The organism is Methylobacterium sp. UNC300MFChir4.1 (assembly GCF_900110155.1).
Lineage (GTDB): Bacteria > Pseudomonadota > Alphaproteobacteria > Rhizobiales > Beijerinckiaceae > Methylobacterium.
Window position 1 is genome coordinate 38,587 of record NZ_FOCS01000030.1, and the last position, 21,170, is coordinate 59,756.

General features: G+C 74.1%; 22 protein-coding genes, 1 tRNA gene and 1 pseudogene. 9 read left to right on the forward strand and 15 right to left on the reverse strand.

Annotated features, from left to right (window positions below):
- Position 1: 1 nt before the first annotated feature.
- The gene (locus tag BMY19_RS26585) at positions 2-397 is read right to left on the reverse strand and encodes a DUF3307 domain-containing protein (RefSeq protein WP_100253466.1); all 396 of its coding nucleotides are present in this window, start codon (positions 395-397) and stop codon (positions 2-4) included.
- A 344-nt stretch (positions 398-741) separates the two neighbouring features.
- Between BMY19_RS26585 and BMY19_RS26590 the strand changes: the two genes are divergently transcribed.
- Complete coding sequence (locus tag BMY19_RS26590) at positions 742-1,521, forward strand: sigma-70 family RNA polymerase sigma factor (RefSeq protein ID WP_244535021.1); 780 nt, start codon at positions 742-744, stop codon at positions 1,519-1,521.
- Here the strand turns inward: BMY19_RS26590 and BMY19_RS26595 are convergent.
- Positions 1,518-2,579, reverse strand: coding sequence for a GNAT family N-acetyltransferase (locus BMY19_RS26595; RefSeq protein ID WP_244535022.1), 1,062 nt, complete (start codon positions 2,577-2,579; stop codon positions 1,518-1,520). The genes BMY19_RS26590 and BMY19_RS26595 overlap by 4 nt on opposite strands.
- Before the next feature lie 329 nt (positions 2,580-2,908).
- Between BMY19_RS26595 and BMY19_RS26600 the strand changes: the two genes are divergently transcribed.
- A complete protein-coding gene (locus BMY19_RS26600; RefSeq protein ID WP_100253467.1) occupies positions 2,909-3,682 on the forward strand; it encodes a GNAT family N-acetyltransferase in 774 nt (257 codons plus the stop codon).
- A 10-nt stretch (positions 3,683-3,692) separates the two neighbouring features.
- On the opposite strand, the gene BMY19_RS26605 is transcribed toward BMY19_RS26600, so the two are convergent.
- Positions 3,693-4,010: a hypothetical protein gene (locus BMY19_RS26605; RefSeq protein WP_100253468.1), complete on the reverse strand. Its 318-nt coding sequence runs from the start codon at positions 4,008-4,010 to the stop codon at positions 3,693-3,695.
- Positions 4,007-4,735, reverse strand: a complete 729-nt coding sequence (locus tag BMY19_RS26610; RefSeq protein ID WP_100253469.1) for an SGNH/GDSL hydrolase family protein — start codon at positions 4,733-4,735, stop codon at positions 4,007-4,009. The genes BMY19_RS26605 and BMY19_RS26610 overlap by 4 nt, the downstream gene beginning before the upstream one ends.
- Before the next feature lie 354 nt (positions 4,736-5,089).
- On the opposite strand from BMY19_RS26610, the gene BMY19_RS26615 reads away from it, so the two are divergent.
- The gene (locus tag BMY19_RS26615; RefSeq protein WP_091682588.1) at positions 5,090-5,866 is read left to right on the forward strand and encodes a 3-hydroxyacyl-CoA dehydrogenase; all 777 of its coding nucleotides are present in this window, start codon (positions 5,090-5,092) and stop codon (positions 5,864-5,866) included.
- Positions 5,867-5,870: 4 nt separating this feature from the next.
- Here the strand turns inward: BMY19_RS26615 and BMY19_RS26620 are convergent, their stop codons facing one another.
- Positions 5,871-6,119, reverse strand: a complete 249-nt coding sequence (locus tag BMY19_RS26620; protein ID WP_026605197.1) for a hypothetical protein — start codon at positions 6,117-6,119, stop codon at positions 5,871-5,873.
- 236 nt (positions 6,120-6,355) lie between these two features.
- On the opposite strand from BMY19_RS26620, the gene BMY19_RS26625 reads away from it, so the two are divergent.
- Positions 6,356-6,925: a PepSY domain-containing protein gene (locus BMY19_RS26625; RefSeq protein ID WP_020094795.1), complete on the forward strand. Its 570-nt coding sequence runs from the start codon at positions 6,356-6,358 to the stop codon at positions 6,923-6,925.
- A gap of 244 nt (positions 6,926-7,169) precedes the next feature.
- Positions 7,170-9,446, forward strand: a complete 2,277-nt coding sequence (locus BMY19_RS26630; protein WP_100253470.1) for a xanthine dehydrogenase family protein molybdopterin-binding subunit — start codon at positions 7,170-7,172, stop codon at positions 9,444-9,446.
- A gap of 159 nt (positions 9,447-9,605) precedes the next feature.
- Here the strand turns inward: BMY19_RS26630 and BMY19_RS26635 are convergent, their stop codons facing one another.
- From BMY19_RS26635 to BMY19_RS26660, 6 genes are all read right to left on the reverse strand, one after another.
- Positions 9,606-10,715, reverse strand: a complete 1,110-nt coding sequence (locus tag BMY19_RS26635; protein WP_100253471.1) for an aldo/keto reductase — start codon at positions 10,713-10,715, stop codon at positions 9,606-9,608.
- Positions 10,716-10,770: 55 nt separating this feature from the next.
- A complete protein-coding gene (gene larB, locus BMY19_RS26640) occupies positions 10,771-11,451 on the reverse strand; it encodes a nickel pincer cofactor biosynthesis protein LarB (RefSeq protein WP_082557874.1) in 681 nt (226 codons plus the stop codon).
- The gene (locus BMY19_RS26645; protein ID WP_100253472.1) at positions 11,448-12,266 is read right to left on the reverse strand and encodes an ATP-dependent sacrificial sulfur transferase LarE; all 819 of its coding nucleotides are present in this window, start codon (positions 12,264-12,266) and stop codon (positions 11,448-11,450) included. Before BMY19_RS26645 ends, larB begins: the two co-directional genes overlap by 4 nt.
- On the reverse strand, positions 12,263-13,555 hold the full coding sequence (locus BMY19_RS26650) for a nickel pincer cofactor biosynthesis protein LarC (RefSeq protein ID WP_100253473.1): 1,293 nt from the start codon (positions 13,553-13,555) through the stop codon (positions 12,263-12,265). Before BMY19_RS26650 ends, BMY19_RS26645 begins: the two co-directional genes overlap by 4 nt.
- Before the next feature lie 113 nt (positions 13,556-13,668).
- Positions 13,669-14,379, reverse strand: a complete 711-nt coding sequence (locus tag BMY19_RS26655; protein WP_042672072.1) for a Crp/Fnr family transcriptional regulator — start codon at positions 14,377-14,379, stop codon at positions 13,669-13,671.
- A gap of 378 nt (positions 14,380-14,757) precedes the next feature.
- Positions 14,758-15,942 carry a YihY/virulence factor BrkB family protein gene (locus tag BMY19_RS26660; protein ID WP_056527178.1) on the reverse strand — a complete coding sequence of 395 codons (1,185 nt, stop codon included), beginning with the start codon at positions 15,940-15,942 and terminating at the stop codon, positions 14,758-14,760.
- Positions 15,943-16,126: 184 nt separating this feature from the next.
- Here BMY19_RS26660 and BMY19_RS26665 point away from each other — a divergent pair, with 184 nt between their 5' ends.
- Together BMY19_RS26665 and BMY19_RS26670 are read left to right on the forward strand one after the other, a co-directional pair.
- A complete protein-coding gene (locus BMY19_RS26665; protein ID WP_056527176.1) occupies positions 16,127-17,131 on the forward strand; it encodes an SDR family oxidoreductase in 1,005 nt (334 codons plus the stop codon).
- Positions 17,132-17,237: 106 nt separating this feature from the next.
- On the forward strand, positions 17,238-17,999 hold the full coding sequence (locus tag BMY19_RS26670; RefSeq protein ID WP_020094805.1) for a sigma-70 family RNA polymerase sigma factor: 762 nt from the start codon (positions 17,238-17,240) through the stop codon (positions 17,997-17,999).
- A 236-nt stretch (positions 18,000-18,235) separates the two neighbouring features.
- Here BMY19_RS26670 and BMY19_RS26675 read toward each other — a convergent pair whose 3' ends face one another.
- From BMY19_RS26675 to BMY19_RS26685, 3 genes are all read right to left on the reverse strand, one after another.
- Positions 18,236-18,616, reverse strand: coding sequence for a hypothetical protein (locus BMY19_RS26675; protein WP_244535023.1), 381 nt, complete (start codon positions 18,614-18,616; stop codon positions 18,236-18,238).
- Positions 18,609-18,935: a hypothetical protein gene (locus BMY19_RS26680; protein ID WP_020094807.1), complete on the reverse strand. Its 327-nt coding sequence runs from the start codon at positions 18,933-18,935 to the stop codon at positions 18,609-18,611. The genes BMY19_RS26675 and BMY19_RS26680 overlap by 8 nt, the downstream gene beginning before the upstream one ends.
- Before the next feature lie 69 nt (positions 18,936-19,004).
- On the reverse strand, positions 19,005-19,562 hold the full coding sequence (locus tag BMY19_RS26685) for a metallophosphoesterase (protein ID WP_020094808.1): 558 nt from the start codon (positions 19,560-19,562) through the stop codon (positions 19,005-19,007).
- Positions 19,563-19,703: 141 nt separating this feature from the next.
- Between BMY19_RS26685 and BMY19_RS26690 the strand changes: the two genes are divergently transcribed.
- Together BMY19_RS26690 and BMY19_RS26695 are read left to right on the forward strand one after the other, a co-directional pair.
- Positions 19,704-20,393: a DNA glycosylase family protein gene (locus tag BMY19_RS26690; RefSeq protein WP_091980607.1), complete on the forward strand. Its 690-nt coding sequence runs from the start codon at positions 19,704-19,706 to the stop codon at positions 20,391-20,393.
- Between the two features lie 37 nt (positions 20,394-20,430).
- Positions 20,431-20,506 (forward strand) — tRNA-Ile (locus BMY19_RS26695).
- Positions 20,507-20,657: 151 nt separating this feature from the next.
- On the opposite strand, the pseudogene BMY19_RS31480 reads toward BMY19_RS26695, so the two are convergent.
- A pseudogene (locus BMY19_RS31480) lies at positions 20,658-20,840 on the reverse strand (integrase core domain-containing protein); the annotation flags it as partial.
- Positions 20,841-21,170 lie beyond the last annotated feature (330 nt).

A 21,170-nucleotide genomic window follows, 5' to 3' on the forward strand; every position in this document is an offset into this window, starting at 1 on the left:
GTCAGGCCGTCGCCAGCACCACGGCGAGCCCGAGATGGGTGACTTGGTGCAGGAACTGGTCGATGCCGATCAGCCACCAGAACCGGGCGTCCGTGGGCGGCAGGCTCGTCCGCCGACCGACCAGCACCTTGCCGCGATCGATCCCCGTGTGGATCGCGAAATCGACGAGCGCCAGCCACCACAGGGCCGGCTTCACCGCCAGCGCGATCAGCAGCGTGCCGAGGCCGTGCAGGCCGGTATGGGCGCAGAGGGGGGCGAGCCAGGCGGACGACCGCTGCTTGCCCTGCGCCATCCAGTTGGTCTGAAAGAAGAAGTCCGCCGCGAGGTGCTTCACGGCGAACGCCAGGACCAGCAGCGCGAAGGCACCCACCGGGACGAGCGTATCGACGGACGGCATCGCGGCCCTGGCTCTCCTGCCGCGATCCTGCGGGGACGGGTTCGGCGGCGCGCACCGCGCCCCGAATCGAGGAAGCGCCAGCATACACGCGCCGACGGACCCTGGCGCGAGCGGAAATCCGGCGCGGCCGCCGGCCCGATCCCAGGCGTGGCACCGCAGGATTCGGGATCCGGAATGACTTCCCGCCCTGCTGCCGGGCGCGCCACCAGATGTTTCCTCTATTCCCTCAGGCATCCGGCAATCTGTCGAGTTTTAATAATTCCAATCCACGAAGATAGACGTTGTTACACAGAAGAGCCGCGTGTTACGCGTCCCGCCCGCACGCGCCGTGCCGATGGGACATTGTGAGCGGGACAGTGGCGACCTGGAACAGCGACGCCGGTCCCTCCGGCCACGGGATCGCCGCGGTCCCGCCGGGCCGGCCCGGCCGCCCTCCGCCCGGCGGATCATGGAACCTCGCGGCGTTCGAGCGCCATCGCGCCGCCTATCTGGCGCGGGCGCGCCGCATCCTCGGCTGCCCGGCCCAGGCGGAGGACGTGGTCCAGGACGTGCTGCTCCGGCTGATCGCCGATCCGCCCCTGGCCGAGACCGCGATCCAGGCCGCCTATGTCGGGCGGATGGTGCGCAACCTCGCCCTGGACCGGGCGCGGCGGCAGGGCCTCGAGCGGCGCCTGTTCACCGGCCTCGACGCCGCGCCGGACCCGGCCGATCCCGGCACCGGCACCCCCGAGGCGGCCGCGGCGTCGCGGGAATCCCTGCGGCAGGTGGAGGCCGCGGTGGCCGAGTTGCCGGAGCCGGTGCGCACGGCCTTCCAGCTCCACCGGGTCGAGGGCGTGCCGCAGATCGAGATCGCGGCCCGGCTCGGGGTCTCGCGCGCGCTGGTGTGCGGCCTCGTGCGCCGCGGCCACCTGCACTGCCTCGCGGCCCTCGACCGGCGCTGCGCCGCCTGCCCGGCGCGCGCCGAGGCCCCAGGCCGGCAGCGGCGCCGGACCGCGCCCGTCGGCCAGGACCTCGGCCGCGGCCCGGCGCAGGCGATCATCAGCCCGCCGGCGACGGACCCGTGGGCGGGGGCGGGGGCGGGGGTATCACCGGACGCGCCCCCCTGTTCGCGGAGGGCGGTCTAGGCGGGCACCGCGGGAGGCCGCGGCGCGGCGTCGGCGGCGACCGCCCCCGGCACCCAGAGCCGGTCGCGCACGAAGTGCTCGCGCGACAGCGCGACCAGGGCCGCGCGCTTGTGGGGGAAATCGACGGTCGCGATCGTCGCGAAGCCGGAGCCGTGGAGGTTCCGGATCTGCTGGGCGTGATCGGCCCGCGGCTCGCCGACGACGCGCTGCGTGCGCGGCTCGTCGAGGAACAGGTAGTGCATCAGCGACGGCAGCCAGGCCGAGAGCGCGGGCCGCCCGCGCACGGACGCGTCGCCGATCGCGACGTGCCAGCCGCGGTCGTAGTGGCCGGCCTCGTAGAGCGGCCCGAGGCGGCTCTCCCGCGCCCAGTACAGCTCGAAATAGCCGAACGGCCTGCCGTCGAGGCAGCCGAACAGCGGCAGGGTCGCGGGGTCGGCCTGGAGCCCTGCGATATAGGCGGCGTGCGCCTCCAGGGTACCGGTCTCCTGCCAGATCGCGGCGATCCGGGGGTCGTTCATCCAGGTCGAGAACAGGGCAACGTCGCCGGGCTCCGTCATCGTGCGGAAGCTCAGACGCCGATCGAGCCACGGGATCGCCCGCGCGTAGACCGTGCCGGCGGGCGTCCGGGGCCGCAGCGGGTGGCGGCGGCCGGCCGTGGCGGTGAACAGCTCGGGGAAGGGCGGCCGGGCCCGCGGGAGCCAGCGGGCGGCGCATTGCCAGAGGAGCCCCGGCAGGATCTCGACCCCGTCGCCGTCACCGAGGGGCCGGGCCGCGCCGAGGTCGAGCAGCCGTCCGGACGTCGCCGGATCGGCCGCGACGACGATGCGCAGGACCTGCATGTCCTGGGCGGTCAGCGCCTCGGCGCGCCCCAGGATCGCCTCCGCGGCCGCCGCCGGCGCGACCGGCTCGGCGAGGCGGATCACCGGCACTTCGCGGGTCCCCTCCAGGGTGAGGGGCACCGGCGCGGCGTCCCGCGCGGTTTCCCGCGCCCCGTCATCGCACGTCCTCGGGGGATGCGCCCCCGCGTCGCGCATCCGCTGGCTCGAAGCGTCCGTCATCCGTCCTCCGCGCGTCGCCGGCACCTCCGCGTCGCCGGCACCTTCCTGACGGATGGGCCCGTCCGGCGTTCAGAGGTTTCGTGCGGGCGCCGTCCGCCGGCACCGGGTGCGACAGCATGAACGGCGCCCCGCCTCAACCGTCACTCCGTCGAAGCCCGAGCGGCGCAGGAGCGAGCGGATGGACAGGCACGGCCAGGAGGCGGGCGCGGACACGGCTGCGGAGGCAGGTCCGGGCACGGCCGGGGACACAGCCGGGGACACAGCCAGGGACACCGCCGAGGCCCGGGCGCCGTCCCCCGCGCGAGCCTCCGCTCGGACGGCCGCCTGACATGCAGGCGCCCGAACCGACCTTCGAGACCCTGCGCGACGCCCATGTGGCCGCGCTCACCGGCTCCCTGATCGACGGCGTCGAGCACGGCCCCGGGGGCGCCGGCTACGTCTGGTCGCGCAGCATCCCGGACCCGACCGTGAACTTCGCCTTCGGCGTGCACCGCCCCGACCAGTTCGCCTGGGCGGGCGCGGCCGCCCTCGGGCGCGCGCGGGCGCCGGCCTTCCTGGCCCGGGACGACGGCGAGATCGCGCTGCTGCGCGCCCTGTTCGAGCCCGCGATCTTCTACCCGGCGCGCTGGATGGTGGCGCGGGAGCTTCCGGCGCCGGCCCCGGCCGGCAGCGCCGTCACCGTGCAGGCGACGCCCGCGCCGGGGCCGGATTTCGAGAGGGTCTTCGCCCACCTGTCCGACGCGCCGGGCGTGCGGACGCATCTGCGCCGCTACTACATCCCGGCGCTGCGCGCGGCCCGGGGCCGGCACGGCCTCGTGACCCTGCACCTCGTCCTGCGCGACGCCGCCGGCCCGGCGGCGTGCGCCAGCCTCTACCTGCGCGGCGAGACGGCGGGCCTGTACAATGTCAGCACGCGGGCCGACCGGCAGCGCCGCGGCCTCGGCACCGCCGTGACGGTCGCGGCCCTGCGCGAGGCGCGGGCGCGGGGAGCCGCGCAGGTCTTCCTGCAATGCCCGGCCGACGGCAGGACCGAGGCCCTCTACGCGCGGGCAGGCTTCCGGACGGCCTGCGCGCCGACCCTGCTGTGCACGACCCCGCCCTGAACGGGACCTCTCAGAACGGCTCCGCGCCGTACCCGTCGGGCGTGAGGCCGAGGACGAACCCGATCTCCGCCTCCGCGTCGCGCAGGACGAGCGCGCTGGCCGGGCCGGTCACGACCTTGCCCCGTCCCTCGATCCGGGCGCCGTAGCGACCGCGGGGTTCGAGGGCTGCCAGCGCCGCGAGGGCACGGCGCACCGCCCGCGGGTGGCGGACGCCGTTCTCGTCGCGCCAAGCCGCCTCCTCGCCGGGCCAGACCCGCCAGGGGAGGTGCTGCACGCCGGCGCGCGCGGGCGGCCGCAGGGCCGCGGCGAGGCGCGCGCGGAGCCTCACGGCCGGCCGATCCAGGCGGCGCGCAGGATCCGCAGGGGCGCGGCTGGCACGGGCCTCCGGACGGGCGCGAGCGGGAGCGCATCGAGCACCACCGCGCTGGCGAGCGCCGCGGCCAGGGGCGCGTAGTCGGCCAGATGCACGCCGTCCCGGTGGAGGCCCGGACCGGCGAGGCCGACGGTGCCGGATCGCCACGGCGCGAACGGGTCGAAGAAGGTGCGGCCCCCCGCGGCGCAGAGTGCCGCGAGGCGATCCGAGAATACCGCGACGGCGGCGGGATCGCGCCCGGTCGCCCCGGCACCGATCGGCGGGATCGCCGCGACGAAGACCTGCGCGGCCCAGGCCTCCAAGCGGCGCAGGATGTCCCGGACATCGGCCTCGAACCGGTCGACCACCCGGGCCCGCTCGGGATGGCGCCAGCGCTGGATGTCGTTGGTGCCGATGATCAGCACCGCGGCCGCGCAGCGGACCGGGACGCACAGCGCCGCGAGCTGGCGGCCGCAATCGGCCGCGGTGCTGCCGCCGACCGCGACGTTGATGCAGGGCCGGCCGCCGAGATCCGGCGCGCCGACGAGCTCCGCGTGGGAATTGCCGGCGAGCAGCACGCTGCCGGGCGCGGCCGCCCGGAGGGCCGCGCGGATGCCGGGACGCCGCTCGGCGAAGCGGTGCCCGACGATCCGCCCGTGCCGCCAGTGCCGGGCCGCATTCTCGATCCAGTGGGCGCCCATGGCTGTCCTGATCAGGCGTGAGGGAGCGGCCGCTCCCGGACGGCCGGGACCGGAGGATGACGGGCGCGGGCCGGTCCGCAGCCCGGATACAGGGGACGACAGGTCACGCGCGGCCGAACGACTTGCCGCCGCGCGACGGATCACCGGATAAAATTCGCAGATACACGCGTTGATATGATCCCGTACATCGGATCGTCTTCATCCCGTATATGTGGGAAAAAATCACACGTCAATCGCGGCGCGGGCGCGATCGGGCGCATGTGCCGGGCCGGACACCTTCCGGCGGCCGCGGCGCCGCGCTACCTCGGGACTCGCGGGGCGCCGTCGGCCGCCCGGGAGCGGCGGGGAGCCAGGATGGCGAGCGCGATGATCAGGGACCGGGTCTTCATCGTCACGGGCGCGGGCTCGGGCCTCGGGGAGGCGACGGCGCGGGGCCTCGCGGCGGCGGGGGCGCGGGTGGTCGTGGCCGACATCGCCCGGGAGGCCGGCGCCCGGGTGGCGGCGGACCTCGGGGCGCAGGCCCGGTTCGCCGAGACGGACGTCACCCGCGAGGCGGACGGCGCGGCGGCGGTCCGGACGGCGCTCGACGCGTTCGGGCACCTCCACGGGCTGGTGAACTGCGCCGGCATCGCGCCGGGGGAGAAGGTGGTCGGCCGCGACGGGCCGCACCGGCTCGAGACCTTCGCGCGGGCGGTCTCGGTCAACCTCGTGGGCACGTTCAACATGATCCGGCTGGCCGCCGACGCCATCGCCCGCGAGGCGCCGGACGCGGCCGGCGCCCGGGGCGTGATCGTGAACACCGCCTCGATCGCGGCCTTCGACGGCCAGATCGGGCAGGCCGCCTACGCGGCCTCGAAGGGCGGGGTGGTATCCATGACCCTGCCGATCGCCCGGGAGCTCGCCCGGCACGGCATCCGGGTGGTGACCATCGCGCCGGGCATCTTCGAGACCCCGATGATGGCGGGCCTGCCCCAGGACGTGCAGGACACGCTCGGCCAGAGCGTGCCGTTCCCGCCGCGCCTCGGCCGCCCGTCGGAATACGCGGACCTCGTCCGGCACATCTGCGAGAACCCGATGCTGAACGGCGAGACGATCCGGCTCGACGGGGCGCTGCGGATGCCGCCGCGCTGACGGCTCAGCCGATCGACACGCTGGTCAGCACCTCGGCGGCGCGGCGGACCTCGGCGGCGATCATCTCCTCGCTCGGGCCGTCGATCGGCAGGTCCGACAGGATCGCCGCCACGTCGCGCTTCACGTCCTCGCGGATCTCCGGGTTCTCCTCGGAGAGCCGACCGATCAGGACGCCGAGCACGATCTCCAGGGCGGACAGCTTGGCGTGCAGGCGGGTGAACTCGTCCAGGGGCTCGGGCTCGTGCGCGGTCATGGCCTGCTCCATCGGGGGGACGTCCGCCGTCCCCGAGGGCGCGCCGGATCGCCCGCGTGTCATACAGGGGCGCCGGCCGTCCGTCTCGCCGGGCCGTCGGCCCCGCGCGGCCCCGGGCGCCGACCCGGCCCCGCCCGGGCGACGGGACCCGAATTTTTTCCCGATCGCGGGCAACCGGATTTCCGGACCCGACGTTTCACGCATCCGTGAACGAACCCGCGAAGGGACACACCGCCATGATCACCCGTCTCACCGCCGCAGCCGGCCTCCTCGCCCTCTCCACCGGCCTCGCCCTGGCCCAGACGCCCACCGCGACGCCCGCCGAGCCGGCCACGAAGGCCGACAGCAACATGAAGGAGTGGCAGGTCGCCAAGGTCGCCAAGGTCGGCCTCGCCCAGGCGCTGGCCACCGCCGAGTCGCAGGGCGACGAGAAGGGCGGCCGCGCCATCGACGCCGATTTCGAGAAGGCCGGCAGCAAGGATCCGGCCCACTACGCGATCAAGGTCGTCTACCCGAGCGGCAAGCTCGTCGAGTACGGCATCAACGCCGATACCGGCGCCCTCTACAAGACCGAGAACCAGCCGTTCGAGCGCTACTTCACCCGGCTGAAGGCCTCCGACTTCCAGAACGCCAAGACCTCGCTGAAGGACGCGCTGGCCATCGCCGAGCAGAAGGCCGGCGGCGGCAAGGCCTACGAGGCCGAGGTCGAGAAGGACGGCTCCTCGGTCCAGTACGAGATCAAGGTCGCCGGCGCCGACAAGGAGCAGGAGGTCAAGGTCGGACCGGACGGCAAGGTCCTGAACTGAGATCTAGGGCTGCGGCGGAAGGCTGCCGCAGCCCGCTCCGTCCTTGCGAGCGGAGCGAAGCAATCCAGGCAGCGCCACGCTCATCCAGGGCGCGCTGCCCTGGGTCACTTCGCTCCGCTCGCGATGACGCCTGGGCCCGTTCGGTTGCTGCATCCTGTCGCTCCACCGTCCGGGGAGCCGTGAAGCCCTCACGGCGCTTCCCCCTTGCGATGCGGCCCGAGGGGCCGCGAACGGGGAGGGCGGCATGGACGCCGGCGCGCAGGACACCGACGGCCATCTCGGCCGCCCCCACACCCGGGTCGAGGGAGCCGACAAGGTCACCGGCCGGGCCCTCTACAGCTCCGACCTCACCGGCCCGGACCGCGACACGGCCCACGCGGCCCTGGTGACCAGCACCATCGCCCGGGGCCGCATCACCGGGTTCGACCTCGCGGCGGCCGAGCGGGTGCCGGGACTCCTCCGGATCTTCACCCACCGGGACTTCGCGGGCGCGGTGGCGCCGGTGAAGCACCTGATGGCCGGCGGGTACGCCAACAGCTCGCACCGTCCGCTCGATTCCGACGCCGTCGCCTATGCCGGCCAGATCGTGGCCCTCGTGGTCGCCGAGAGTCAGGCGGCCGCCGAAGCGGCGGCCGGTGCGGTGAAGGTCGCTTACGCGGAGGAGCCCGCCGCCGGCGGCTTCGACGCCACCGGCGCCGAGACGGTGCGCCTCGCCGACCTGAAGGCTCAGCACGAGGATATCGCCCGGGGCGACGCCGAGGCGGATTTCCGGGATGCGGCCCTCCGCGTCGAGGCGCGCTACGCGACGCCGGTCCAGCACCACAACCCGATCGAGCTGTTCACCACCCGGGCCGCCTGGGACGGCGAAAGGCTCACCGTCCACGAGCCGACCCGCTACGTCGGCGCCGTGCAGCACGGGCTCGCGGCGCAGCTCGGGCTCGATCCCGCGCAGGTGCGGGTGGTGGCGGGGCTGATCGGCGGCCATTTTGGCTCGAAATTCGCCCTGTCGCAGCACACCGCGCTGGTCGCGCTCGCGGCGCGGCACCTCGGCCGGCCCGTCTCGCTGGTGCCCAGCCGGCGACAGTGCTTCACCATCGCCAATTACCGGCCGGAATCGCGCCACCGCATCCGACTCGGCGCCGACCGGACGGGCCGGTTCACCGCCCTGGTCCACGAGGCCGAGACCGTGACGTCGCGCTTCGATCCCTTCGTCATGGAGGGCGCGGAGGTGACGGCGAGCCTCTACGCCTGCCCGAACATCCGCACCGAGGAGCGGGCCGTGCGGGTCGATCGCAACACGCCGGGGCCGATGCGGGCGCCCCCGGAGGTGCCGTTCCTGTTCGCCCTGGAGAGCGCCGTCGACGAGATGGCGGTCGCGCTCGGCATGGACCCGATCGCGCTGCGCCGCCTCAACGACACGGCGGTCGATCCGGTCTCCGGAAAACCGTTCTCGACCCGGCCGCTGATGGCCTGCTTCGACGCCGGCGCGAAGGCCTTCGGCTGGTCGCGCCGGGTGCCGCGCCCGGGCGCGATGCGCGACGGGCCCTGGCGGGTGGGTCTCGGCTGCGCGACTTCGGTGCGGCCCACCAAGATCGCGGCCGCGACCCTGCGGGTCCGGCTCGGCCCGGACGGCGCCGCGGAGGTCGCCTGCGCGCACCACGAGATCGGCAACGGCATCACCACGCTGCTGGCGATGGGCGCGGCGGACGGTCTCGGCGTGCCGGTGGAGCGGGTCACCGTCCGGCTCGGCGACACCGACCTGCCGGCGGCGGGGATCTCGGGCGGGTCGAGCACGACCACCAGCCTGATGAGCGCCCTGGCGCTCGGCTGCCGCCAGATCCGCGAGAGCCTGGCGCAGGCCGCGACCGGGCAGGGCGGGCGCCTCGCCGGCCGCGATCCGGGCAGCCTGCGCCTCGCGGGCGACCGGCTCGCGGCGCCGGACGGGGCCGGGATCGCACTCGGCGAGGTCGTCGGCCCGGAAGGCGTCGAGACGGTCGCGGAGTTCGTGCCCGAGGGCGACGACCGGGAGAAGGCGCTCGCGGGCCTGCGGCAGGGCCATATCGGGCTCGCCCTCGGTGGGGGCGGGAAGGCCGTCTCCTGGGGCTTCGGCGCGCAGTTCGCCGAGGTCCACGTCCACGCCGAGACCGGGGAAATCCGCGTCGCCCGGCTCACCGGCGCCTTCGCGGCGGGGCGCATCCTCAACCCGCTGACCGCGCGGAGCCAGCTCACGGGCGGGATGATCTGGGGCCTCGGCTCGGCGCTGCTCGAAGAGACCGTGGTGGACGGCGCCGCCTACCGCAACCCGGATCTCGCCGAGTACCTTGTCCCCACGGCGGCCGACGCGCCGGAGGTGGAGGCGCTGCTGGTGCCCGATCCCGACGATCAGGTCGATGCGCTGGGCCTGAAGGGCCTGGGCGAGCTCGGGATCATCGGGGTGAACGCGGCCATCGCCAACGCGATCCACCACGCCACCGGCCGCCGGATCCGCAGCCTGCCGATCCGGCTGGAGGACGTGGCGTGAGGGGCTGACTCTCCTCCCCCTTGCGGGGAGGAGTTTGGGGATCGCAGATCCCGCGTGGGGGTGGGGCCGGAAAGGGCTCGGCGGTTCCTTCTGAACCACCCCCACCCCCAACCCCTCCCCGCAAGGGGGAGGGGAATATCGGACGCGCTTGCCCGCCGCCTACTCCATCGTCGGCGCGAGCTTCTTCACGCTCGCCACGTCCTCGCCGAGCCACGCCGCGTTCTTGGCGGTGCCGTCGAAGGTGGCGCTCGTCTTGAACAGCTCGTACTTGCCCTCCAGCGCGTAGGGCTTCGAGCGCGACAGCAGCTCGGCCACTGCGGCCTTGTCCATGGGCTCGAAGGTCTTCACCGCCTCGAAGGCCTGGTCGAGGTCGCGCTGGTTCTGGATGCCGGTGATCACCACCGAGACCGGCAGGTTCAGCGAGAAGTGCAGGTACTCGAGCGGCTTGATCGGCGCGTCCGCCTTCAGGATCACGCCGTCGCCGAAGGTCTTCATGGCGAGCGGCGCGATGCCGTTCTGCACGAGGTAGGGCAGGACGAGGTGGCTGAACGAGCGGAAATGCGCGTCCATCACGTTGACCGGCATCTGCACGGCATCGAAGTGGAAGCCGCGCTCGGCGGCGACCTCCAGCATCTGCAGGTGGATGCGCGGATCCTTGTGGCCGGTGAAGCCGATGTAGCGCAGCTTGCCCTGCTTCTTGGCCTCCAGGAACCCCTCCATGGCGCCGCCCTCGGCGAAGACCCGGTCCGGGTCGTCGTAGCGCAGGATCTCGTGGTGCTGGACGAGGTCGATCCGGTCCGTGCGCAGGCGCAGGAGCGACTGGTCGATCTGCTTGAGCGCCTCCTCCTTGGTCCGCCCGTCCATCTTGGACATCAGGAAGACCTTGTCGCGGTAGCCGCCCTGGGCCAGGGCCGCGCCCATGCGCAGCTCGGAGCGCCCCTCGTTGTAGTCCCAGCAATTGTCCATGAAGGTGATGCCGCGGTCGATCCCGGCATGGATCAGCCGCGTCGCCTCGTCATCCGTCACGGCGCTCTTGCCGAGATGGAACCCGCCCATGCCGATCGCCGAGATCTTTTCGGAGCTCTTCCCGAACGACCGGTAGAGCATCTCGCCCCGGCGCTCGCCGGGATCGGTGACGAAGGGCAGGTCCGCGGGGTCCTGCGGGCGGTTGCCCGGGAGAACGGGGGCGTTCACGGCCGCACCCGCGCTGCCGGCGCCCGCGAGGCCCGCGCCGAGCACGGCGCCCTGGAGGAAGCTGCGGCGTTCCATCGGCTGTCTCCGTTCGAGGATGTCCTGGTGAGGGGAGGTAATGCGTCGGGCCGCGTCATCGTTCGGTCCCCGTGGCGAGGCGTCCCGCCGCGTGGAGCAGGCGCAGGGCGGCGCAGGCGGCGCCGTAGCCGTTGTCGATGTTGACCACCGTGATGCCCGGCGCGCAGCTCGCCAGCACGGCGTCGAGCGCGGCGCGCCCGCCCGCCGCGACGCCGTAGCCCACGGATGTCGGGACCGCGATCACCGCGCCGGCCACGAGGCCGCCGACGACGCTGGGCAAAGCCGCGTCCATGCCGGCGGCGACGATCACCACCGGGTGCGCGCGGATCTCCTCGATCCGCGACGTCAGCCGCCACAGGCCGGCGACGCCGACATCGGCGAAGAGCGAGGCCGCCCGCCCGGCATAGGCCAGCACTCGCAGGGCCTCGCGGGCGACGGGCACGTCCGAGGTGCCGGCCGCCACCACCGCGACCCGGGCCGGACCGGTGATCCGGGGGGCCTCGCCGAACACCGCCGTGCGCGAGACCGGGCAGTAATCGAGCCGCGCGGCGTCCCGGAGCCGGTCGCGCTTCTCCGGGTCGAGGCGGGTGAGGAGCAGCGAGGCGCCGCGCGCCCGGGCGGCCTCCAGGATCGCGTCGATCTGCTCCGGGCTCTTGCCGGCGCAGAAGATCGCCTCCTCCAGCCCGATCCGCTCGGGCCGGGCGAAATCGAGGGTGAACTCTTCGGAGATGCTCACGCCCGGGCCTCCCGCGGCTCGACCAGGAAGGCGCTGCCGACCCGGTAGGGGGCGAAGCGGACCGGGCCGGCGAGACGGGCCGGCGCCATGTCCCGGATGCCCGCCCCGAGCGTCTCGCGATCCTCGGCGTCGAGGGCGGCGAGGCTCGCCGGATCGAGTTCCACCACCACGCCCTCGGCGCGGACCCGACAGCGGACGGCCCGTCCGGCGCCGTCGGTCGCCAGCGCTCCGCCGACCAGCCGCTCGACCGCATGAATGAAGGTCAGGGTTTCCGGCTCGATGGCGATGCCGGTCTCGACCCGGCTCGACAGGCAGGGCGCGGCCGGCAATTCCGCCACGGCCCCGAGGCCGAGGTCGCGGGCGAGCGCCCGGACCGACGCCTTGTCGAACCCGGCCTCCACGTAGGGGTGGCGCACGCCGTGCTCCCGGGCGGCGTCGAGGCCGGGGCGGTACTCGCCGAGGTCGTCGCGGTTCGCGCCCGACAGGATCTGGCGGTCGGTGACGCGCCGGACCGCGCCGTAGAGATTGGTCTTGCAGAAGAAGCAGCGGTTCACTGGGTTCGCCCGATAGGCCGGGTCGGCGAACTCGCCGGCCTCGATCACCCGTAAGGACCAGCCCTCGCGGGCGCCCTCGGCGCGCACGCGCGCGGTCGCTTCCTCCGGCACCGCCGGCGAGACCGCGTGGACCATGAGAGCCGCCCCCGGCGCCAGCCGGTGGGCGAGGGTGGCGAGCGTCAGGCTGTCGACCCCGCCGCTCACCGCCACCGCGACGGGGCCGAGCCCGGCGAGGACGGATTCCAGATGCTGGCGCGTCACCGCTCCTCCTGCTCCTGTTCCAGGGCGAGGCGCTCGGCCTCGCGGCGTAGGGCGGCCCGGGCCGCGTGGTCCGGACGGTCGCGGGCGTCGTCGGCCTCGGCCTTGGCGGTGCGCCCGCCCGGCCGCGCCACGATCTTCACGCGAACCGACCGGCCGTCGTGCTCGACGGTGCGGGCGGCGCGCGCGAGCACCGCGCCCTCCACGGGGTGGTAACGCAGGCCGATGGTCGTGGTCTCCCGGAAGCAGGCCGCGACCGCCGCCTCCAGGCTCTCCGGACGGACCAGGACCTGGATCCGGGCCATCATCCGGCCCTTCTTGCCGATGACCGGCATCTGCACGACGTCCACGATGCCGGGCTCGGCGCGCAGCCGGTCGAGGCCCGTGGCGAGATCCTCGCCGGACTGGTCGTCGACCTCGAAGGCGATCACCGCGAGATCCCGCCGGCCCGGGCGGGACGCGGCGCCGTCCTCCAGCACGAGGGCGCGCAGGCAGTTGCTCAGGCCCGGCAGGACCTTCGTGCCGAAGCCGATGCCGGTGCGCCCGAGGATCCCCCGGGGGCGACCGCGCCCGGGATCGTCGCCGCAGAGGTGGCGCAGGATCGCCGCGCCGGTGGGGGTGACGCGCTCGCCGGGGATCCCGTCGTCGAGGGTCGCGAAGCCCGCCAGCAGCAGCGTCGTGGCGGGGGCCGGGACGGGGAGGGGACCGTGCTGGGTCCGCACCCGGCCGGAGCCCAGTGGCAGGGCCGAGACGCTCCAGCTGCGCGCCTCCAAGGCGGCGATCAGGTGGGCGGCGGCGACGATGTCGGCGATCGAGTCGGCGGCGCCGACCTCGTGGAACGCCACCGCGTCGACCGCGATGCCGTGGACGCGGGCTTCCGCCGCGGCCAGATGCCCGAAGATGCCGAGCGCGTGCGCCCGCACCGCCGGCGCGAGATCCGCCGCCTCCAGCGCGACGCGGATCTCCGACCAGGGACGGTGGCCGTGGTCGCGGGCATGATCGTGGCCGTGATCGTGGCCGTGATCGTGGCCGTGAGCATGCGGATGGTCGTGCTGCCCGGTATGCGCGTGCCGGTGCGGCGCGGGCCCGGGCTCCGCCCCGGGCGCCGACACGGTGAAGCGCGCGCCGCTGAGGATCCCATCGTTGTGCGCGCTGACCGCGCAGGCGATGCGCGCGTCGACCGCCCGGACGCTGGCGGACACGCCGGCCCGATGCTCGGGGAAGGCGTCCAGCAGGGCGGCGGCGAACATGTCGCCGGCGACGCCGCCAAGCGCGTCGAGGTGGATGTGCATCGTGTGTCGCGCGGGCGCCGGTGGCGGGTGACGGGTCCGCCTCAGATCGGCCGCGGCCGCCCCGCGGCAAGGCGCACGCGGCCTCCGGTGCCGCGGCGTATCGCCCGCGCCGCTCAGGAGAGCTGCAGGTAGGCCGGATCGAACAGCCCGCGCTCCCGCAGTCCGTCGAGGTCGCGGATCGTCAAGCGGCGGCTGCGCAGGGCGACGAGGCCGCCGGTGCGCAGCTCCTTCAGGGTGCGGTTGATGTGCACGCTCGTCTGGCCGAGGGCGTCGGCGAGGTCGGGCTGGGTCACCGGCATCGGCAGCGTCGTCCCGTCCGCGAGGCCGACGCGCGTCAACCGCAGGTGCAGCTCGCAGAACAGGTGCGCCAGCCGCTCGATCGCCGAGCGCCGGCCGACGCTGGCGATCCACTCGCGGTGGATCGCCGTGGCGGCGAGCAGCTCCCGCCACAGGCACTCCTCGACGGCGGGCCGGCCGCGGACCGCGTCGCCGATCTGCTCCGGGGCGATCCGCGCGACGGTGACGGGCGTCAGCGCGCCGATGGCGTGGTCCATGCGTGCCCGGCGGAACACGAACGGGTCGCACAGGTCGCCCGGCAGGAGCAGCGCGACGATCGCCCGCCGCCCGTCCGGGAACTGCTTGTACCGGCAGGCCCAGCCGTCGAGGATCAGGTGCGTGTGGTACGGGTCGCTCTGCTGCCCCTCGATATCCTGCCGGGCCGCGACGTGGCGGACATGCAGGCGCCCCAACCCGTCGAGGATCGCGCGGTCCTCGGGCGCGAGCCGGACATGCCGCTCCATCTTCCGTACGAACGGGTTGTCCACGTCCGCCTCCGGTCAGATCACCGCGGCGCCGGCGTGCCGGCGGCCGGGCAGTCGCCGGGACAGGCGCCGGAGCAGGCGCCGGGGAGGTCGCCGAAGCGGGGGGCCGCGGGGGATCGGGCGACGTCGCGCCCATCCGAAGCGTCCCGAACGACGGCGCCGCCAAGGGTATCGGTCGAATAATGAGGCACGGATATTTCTATCGGCAGGGGGCCAAACCGTCGCCCGAACATCGAAGTCCGGATCTTCTTGATCGGCTTGTGCCTGCAGCAGAAAAACGCGCGCCAACCTGTGTTAAGTCGGCGTTCTCGCCGGCGACGCGCTCCGCGAAGTCCCCCTCGCTCAGGAGGCCGTGCCCCCGGGTGAGGGCCGGGCGCCGCGCTACTCCGCGGCGGCGCCCACCGTATCGGCCATGCGCGCCCGGCGCGTGCCCAGGGGCTGCGGTTCGCCGACGGTCGTGTCCTCGGCGGTCTGATGCTCCATCTCGGCGTTCACCTGGGCGCCGGCCAGCACGATCATGGTCGAGAGCCAGATCCAGGTCATGAAGCCGATCGCCGCGCCGAGCGAGCCGTAGGTCTTGTTGTAGCTGCCGAAATGGCCGACGTACCAGGAGAACAGCAGCGACGCGACGATCCACAGCACGGCCGCGAGGGCGCCCCCGGGCGTGACCCAGCGCCAGCGCGGCGCGTCCCGGCTCGGCCCGTAGCGGTAGAGCAGGGCGAGGCCGAGCAGCACCGCCAGGAGCAGGACCGGCCACCGCAGCAGCGCCAGCCACCACGCGTCCGCGCCGAGCCCGACGAATTCCAGCACCACCGGCACCACCACCACCGCGGCCAGCGCCAGGAGGAGGAACAGGAGCGCCCCCGCCGTAAAGGCGAGGGAGACGAGATTGAGGACGAGGAAGTTGCGCTTCTCGCGCTCGTTGTAGACGAGGTTGAGGGCGTCGAAGACGTGCTTCACGCCGCCATTGGCGCTCCACACGGACAGGGCGATGCTGATGAGCAGGCTGAACCCGAGGGTGGTGTTGCCCTGCTCGTTCAGCCGCTTCACTTGGTCGCCGACGATCTCCAGGGCGCCCTGGGGCAGGATGCCCTGGAGGCTGGCGAGCTGGTCGTTGATGGTCGAGGCGTCGGCCACGAGGCCGTAGCAGGAGACCAGGGCCGCCACCGCCGGGAAGATCGCCAGGAGCGTGAAGAAGGTGACGCCGGCCGCGATCAGCGACAGGCGGTTCTCGCCGATGTCGTGATAGGCGCGCAGCGCGATGTCCTTCCAGCCCTTGGCGGGGATCTCGGTCGGCGTCGAGGCCTGCCGCCCGCGATCGGCCTCGGCCCGGGCCACGGCGTGGGCCTCCCGTCCCGCATGCGCGGGCGACGTCCGGCGCGCCCCGTCCCGGTCGGCGGACCGGCCGGGCGCACGGTCGACCGAGGCACCGACCGCGCCGCGCGCCGACCGGCGGGGGAGGGCGACGAGGCCGATCAGCGCGGTGGCGAGGGCGAGCGTCCAGACCGTCGAGGCGCCTCCCTCGGGCGCGGCGGCCCTGGCGGGGGCTGGATCGGGGGCAGGCATCGGCGACCTCGGCAGGGTTCGGGCAGACGGGGGCGGGCCTTCGGGGCCGCGCGTCGCAGCGTCCGGGTCGGCGCGCCCGGGACGGCGCGTCCGAATGGCCGCAGCTGCGAGGGGGAACGCCGCGGCGCGGGGAAGGGTTCGCCGTGCAGTTGCAACTCGACGACACACGACGCGGAGAACCGGCATGGCACGCCTGGACGGCGGGACGGTGGTCATCACCGGGGCCTCGAGCGGCATCGGCCGGGCGGCGGCCGAGGCCTTCGCGGCGCGGGGCGCCCGGGTGGTGCTGGCGGCGCGGCGGGCCGACGTGCTCGACGGAATCGCCCGCGACCTGCGCGCGTCGGGCGCCGAGGCCGTCGCGGTCCCCACCGACGTCACAGAGCCCGAGGCGGTGGACGCCCTGTCCCGGGCGGCACTCCGGGCCTTCGGCGGCATCGACGTCTGGATCAACAATGCCGGGGTGGGGGTGTTCGGCCCCCTGCTGGACGCTCCCCTGGACCTGCACCGGCAGACGATCGCGGTGAACCTGCTGGGCGCCGTGCACGGGGCCTACGCGGTGCTGCCGCATTTCCTCGACCGCGGCCGGGGGACGCTGATCAACACGGTCTCGATGGGCGGCTGGGCGCCGACGCCCTTCGCCGCCGCCTACACGGCCAGCAAGTTCGGCCTGCGCGGCTTCTCGGCGAGCCTGCGCCAGGAACTCGCCCGGCACCGCCACATCCGCGTCTGCGCCGTATTTCCCGCCATCGTCGACACGCCGGGCCTGGAGCACGGCGCCAATGTCAGCGGCCGGCGGCTCAATCCCGGGCACCTGTACTACGCGCCCGAGGCCGTGGCGGAGACCTATCTCCGCCTCACGCGCCACCCGCGCGACGAGGTCGCGGTCGGCTGGCCGGCCCGCCTCGCGCAGGTCGGCTACGCGCTGGCTCCGTACCCGACCGAGCACCTGATGGGTGCCGGGTTCCGGTGGGCCCTCGACCGGGCCGAACCCGGGCCGCGCACGCACGGGGCCCTGCGCGCGCCGACGCCGGAGGGCACGCGGGCCGACGGCGGCTGGCGCGCGCGCAAGGGCGTCCCCGATGCCGGAACCCTGAGTACGGCCCTCGGCACGGGGCTCGCCGCCGCAGGGGCCTGCGCGGCCGTCCTCGCCGGTCTCGCGGCGGCGCGGCGGTTCGGCGCCCGCGGCTGAGCCCTGTTCGGGACAGGCGTTAACCCATGTTGCGGCATGGGCGGCCGGGGCGCGCCACAACCGGTCTTCTGGGCTTGACCGGCCCGCCCGCCGACGACCGGACCGAATGCCCGACACCGAAGGCCCATCGCTCCTCGATCCCATCGCGGATGTCGCAGAGGAGGCCGGGGACGAGACCCGCTTCGGCCTGCCGGAGGCCGTGCGCGCCCATCTCGGCACGCTCCTCGGTCGCGCCTACGACCGGATCGACCTCGACTCGGACAGGGATGCGAACCCCTTCGCCGACCTGCTCGCGCGCCTGGAGACCGCCCTCGCGCAGGCCGAGGGCGAGCGCGACAGAACGTTCCGCGCGGGCCTGCTGCAGGTGGTGCCGGCGCTGCACCGGTTCGCGGTCTCGTTGACGCGCGACCCGGCCGCGGCGGACGATCTCGTGCAGGACACCCTGCTGCGCGGCTGGCGCGGCCGCGGCGGATTCACCCCCGGGACCAACCTGGAGGCGTGGCTGTTCACGATCCTCCGCAACGTCTTCTACAGCCAGCACCGCAAGCAGGGCCGCGAGGTCGCCGACACCGACGGCAGCTACGCCGACCGGCTGACCAGCATCCCCGAGCAGGGGGGCCATCTCGACCTGCAGGACGTGCGCGCGGCCCTGGATCGGCTCGCGCCGGTGATGCGGGAGGCGCTGGTCCTCGTGGCGATCGAGAACCTGAGCTACGAGGAGGCCGCCGTCGTCATGAACTGCCGGATCGGCACCGTGAAGAGCCGGGTCTGGCGCGCCCGCGAGCAACTCGCGCGCATGCTCGGCTACGGCGGCGACGAGATCGGCAGCGACGGGGTCATGCTCTCGGTGACCGGCACCTCGGCCTGATCGCGACGATTCTCACGATCGAATACGCCAATTCGACACTTCGACGGCCGTATTCGCAAGCAAATTGACTTAGGTGAAAGCGCCCGGGCCGCCGCCTGGGCGATATGGGGCGGGTTGGGTCGATCCGTCGACTCGGCCGGGCTCCCATCGGTGTGACACCCCCCCGATCCACCGATGGGAGCCTCTTTACCGGAAGCCGCAGCGGATGTGCGGGCCGGACACCCCCGCCCCCGATCTCAGGTCGAGCCGCCCCGATCCGCATCGAGCTGCTGCAGCAGCTCCGCCAGCCGGGGATCCAACGCCTCGTCGATCACCGGATCATACATCGCCCGCATCTGGTGGCCGAGCCGCACGCGCGTCTGCGCGTCGAGGGTCGGGCCGCCCGCGATGGGGATCACCCGCAGGGCGGCGGGTGCCGCGCCGGGGGCGTAGCGCTCGGTCGGTCTCGGGGCGGCACGCCGGTGCTCGGGCCGCGGTTCAGGCCGGTGTTCGGGATAAGGCATGCCTCCTACATCGGCCCGCACCCCCGCCGCGGCAACCACCGGTCCGCCCGATGGCACGCCCGGCGGCACGACCGGCGACACGACCGGCGGCGTCTCGTCGTCCGCCTCAGGCATCGTCCTCCGGGGCGAAGACCTCGCCCTTCTCGGCCAGCACGGTGTTGGCCGCGTCGCGGGCCAGCTCGTCCCGCGCGGCCGCGGGATCGGGGCGGCCGAGGGCCCGCGCCAGGGCCCCGTCCCAGCCGGGCGCCGGCGCCTGGCCCTGCCCGGCGAGGATCGCGCCGGCCCGGCGGCAGACCCGGTCCCAGTCCGGCGCGCCGAGGGCGGCCCAGTCGGTCCCGAGGCCGAGTTCGGTGGCGGCTTCGGTGGCGGCCTGAGTCGCGGCCCGGGTCGCGGCGTCGGCCGGGCCCGGCGGCGGGGCGGGGATGTCGGTCATGGCGATGCGGCCTCCTGCCGGGCTGTCGATGCTCCGGCGCACGATATAGCGCGCGCCGGTCCCCGCCCATCAGCGCAGGCCGTGGGCCGCGAGTTCCTCCGGCACGCAAGCGGCCGCGTCCTGGCGCACCAGGATCGCCTCGAGGGTGACCGGGCGGTCGTCCCAGGCATCCACGCCGACATCGCAGGAGCGCGTGGTGTCGGCGAGCCAGCCGTGGCTGTGCCCGTAGAGGTGGCGCGTCTCCCGCCACAGGCCCGGCCAGGCCCGGTGCGCGTAGTGCGACAGGAACAGGCGGTGCGGCCGCCCGCGCGCGTCCGCGACGGAGAGGCGGGCGCTCTCCACCGGCGGCTCGGCCCAGGGCAGGTCCAGGACACGGTTCGAATCGTGGTTGCCGCGGACGAGGCGCTTGGCGCCGTTCAGCCGCGCGAAGATCGCCGCGCAATGCGCCCGGCTGGCATGGGCGGCGAAGTCCCCGAGGTGCCAGACGACGTCCTCCGGGCCGACCACGGCGTTCCAGCCGGCGACCAGGGCCTCGTCGTGGGCCTCGACGCTGCCGAACCGAGCACCGCGGTGGCGGAGGATGTGCGGGTCGCCGAAATGCGTGTCCGCGGTGAAGAAGATCGCCATGGTGTCGAGACCTGGGCCGCGGGCGCGTCCCGTCCAGGCCGGCCGGCGCGGGGCGCGCGGCCGCACCGCCGCTTCGGGCCCGCTTCCAGCCCGACTCGGGCCCGCTTCCGGGAAGCCGCACGGGCCGGTAAGGCTGCGGCGATGCTGGATCCCGCCATCTACGCCCATCTCCTGGACGCGGCGCGCGCCCATCCGCCGCTGCGGGCCGCCCTCGAGCGGGCCGGTCCGATCCGGATCGAGCCGCCGGCGCATCCGTGCGTCGCCGACCGCCTGTTCGTCGAGGTGGTCAACCAGCAGCTCTCCGTCCGGGCGGCGGCGGCGATCTGGGCCCGGATCGAGGCCGCGGCCGCGGCGGCGGGCGCGAGCCCGAGGGGCCTGTTCGAGGCCGGGGACGCGGCGCTGCTGCGGGCCTGCGGCCTCTCGGGCAACAAGGTGCGGGCGCTCGGGGCGATCGTGGCGGCCGAGACGGCGGGCCTCCTCGGGCCGGGCCTCGCCGCCCTGCCGCATCCCGAGCGGGCGGCGATCCTGTGCGGCATCCGCGGCGTCGGCCCCTGGACGGCCGACATGGTCGGCATCTTCCACTTCCACGACCCGGACATCTGGCCCGCGGGCGACGTGGCGGCGGTGGGCTGCCTGCGCCGCCTCACCGCACAGGCCGACACCGCCGCGGTGGCGGCCGCCTTCGCGCCGTACCGCTCGATCCTGGCCCGCTACCTGTGGTGGATCAAGGACACGGCGCCCGCACCGGCGGACCTACCGGCGGACCTGCCGACCCGAACGGAACCGGCGCCCTGGGCCCGGCGCCCCCGCGGCACGGCGAAATCCGGGTGACGGCCGGCCGGAGATCGGCTATCCGTCGGCGCCTCCCGGGCCCGTAGCTCAATGGTTAGAGCCGGCCGCTCATAACGGTCTGGTTGCAGGTTCGAGTCCTGCCGGGCCCACCACCAATTAGCTAAGGCGCTGCAAACGCTTAAAGATCGTCGACCATCTCGCTTGCAATCGGGCCGGGATGCATCACAAATTGCCTAACATGGGCGACGACGTTCCTGAGGGTCGCCCAGATCTTGATCCGGCCGGAAGGTGAGCTTCCAAGTCTCATTGGGCGGCTTGCAAGGCCGTTTCCCGGGCCATTCCTGGGCCGTTGGCCACCCCAGGGCGGTCTGAGGACCGCTCTCGTTGTAGTGCCGCCGCCTCGTCTCGATCTTGTTCCTCATGTCGGCCAGCGACAGGGACGCAGTTCGCGTTCAGGCACTCGTCGCGTCGGCGGCCGTCTTGTGTGGATGGCTCCCGCATTGCAAGTGGCGAATTGAGCTTCTGACGCGTTGGTCGGGTGCAGTCTTGTGTCCGGCCTGTTGATGCAGTCGTTCATGTTGACTGCTGGCCCTGATGGTATCCGTGAGCTGGGTCCCACTCTGCTTTGCGGGCTATGACGCCCTGGACAGCCGGCGGGGTGTCCCGGCTCCCGGTCTGACCGGTTCGCCATCAACTCTCATCGTCCTCGCAACCTGGAAACGTCTCCTCTACGTGCTGTCAGGCGGCCGTGGCCGCCGGTGCGCGGTAGGTGCCGCCGCGGGTCATGATCGCCCAGGCGACCCGCGCCGTGCGATT

Excerpts from the sequence above, each read along its gene's own strand:
- BMY19_RS26690 (WP_091980607.1), top strand. The coding sequence starts at position 19,704 with ATGCTGGATCCCGCCATCTACGCCCATCTCCTGGACGCGGCGCGCGCC.
- BMY19_RS26680 (WP_020094807.1), bottom strand. The coding sequence starts at position 18,935 with ATGACCGACATCCCCGCCCCGCCGCCGGGCCCGGCCGACGCCGCGACC.
- BMY19_RS26630 (WP_100253470.1), top strand. The coding sequence starts at position 7,170 with ATGGACGCCGGCGCGCAGGACACCGACGGCCATCTCGGCCGCCCCCAC.
- BMY19_RS26685 (WP_020094808.1), bottom strand. The coding sequence starts at position 19,562 with ATGGCGATCTTCTTCACCGCGGACACGCATTTCGGCGACCCGCACATC.
- BMY19_RS26600 (WP_100253467.1), top strand. The coding sequence starts at position 2,909 with ATGCAGGCGCCCGAACCGACCTTCGAGACCCTGCGCGACGCCCATGTG.
- BMY19_RS26675 (WP_244535023.1), bottom strand. The coding sequence starts at position 18,616 with ATGCCTGAGGCGGACGACGAGACGCCGCCGGTCGTGTCGCCGGTCGTG.
- BMY19_RS26665 (WP_056527176.1), top strand. The coding sequence starts at position 16,127 with ATGGCACGCCTGGACGGCGGGACGGTGGTCATCACCGGGGCCTCGAGC.
- BMY19_RS26610 (WP_100253469.1), bottom strand. The coding sequence starts at position 4,735 with ATGGGCGCCCACTGGATCGAGAATGCGGCCCGGCACTGGCGGCACGGG.
- BMY19_RS26660 (WP_056527178.1), bottom strand. The coding sequence starts at position 15,942 with ATGCCTGCCCCCGATCCAGCCCCCGCCAGGGCCGCCGCGCCCGAGGGA.
- BMY19_RS26670 (WP_020094805.1), top strand. The coding sequence starts at position 17,238 with ATGCCCGACACCGAAGGCCCATCGCTCCTCGATCCCATCGCGGATGTC.
- BMY19_RS26595 (WP_244535022.1), bottom strand. The coding sequence starts at position 2,579 with ATGACGGACGCTTCGAGCCAGCGGATGCGCGACGCGGGGGCGCATCCC.
- BMY19_RS26615 (WP_091682588.1), top strand. The coding sequence starts at position 5,090 with ATGGCGAGCGCGATGATCAGGGACCGGGTCTTCATCGTCACGGGCGCG.
- BMY19_RS26585 (WP_100253466.1), bottom strand. The coding sequence starts at position 397 with ATGCCGTCCGTCGATACGCTCGTCCCGGTGGGTGCCTTCGCGCTGCTG.
- BMY19_RS26635 (WP_100253471.1), bottom strand. The coding sequence starts at position 10,715 with ATGGAACGCCGCAGCTTCCTCCAGGGCGCCGTGCTCGGCGCGGGCCTC.
- BMY19_RS26650 (WP_100253473.1), bottom strand. The coding sequence starts at position 13,555 with ATGCACATCCACCTCGACGCGCTTGGCGGCGTCGCCGGCGACATGTTC.
- BMY19_RS26625 (WP_020094795.1), top strand. The coding sequence starts at position 6,356 with ATGATCACCCGTCTCACCGCCGCAGCCGGCCTCCTCGCCCTCTCCACC.
- BMY19_RS26620 (WP_026605197.1), bottom strand. The coding sequence starts at position 6,119 with ATGACCGCGCACGAGCCCGAGCCCCTGGACGAGTTCACCCGCCTGCAC.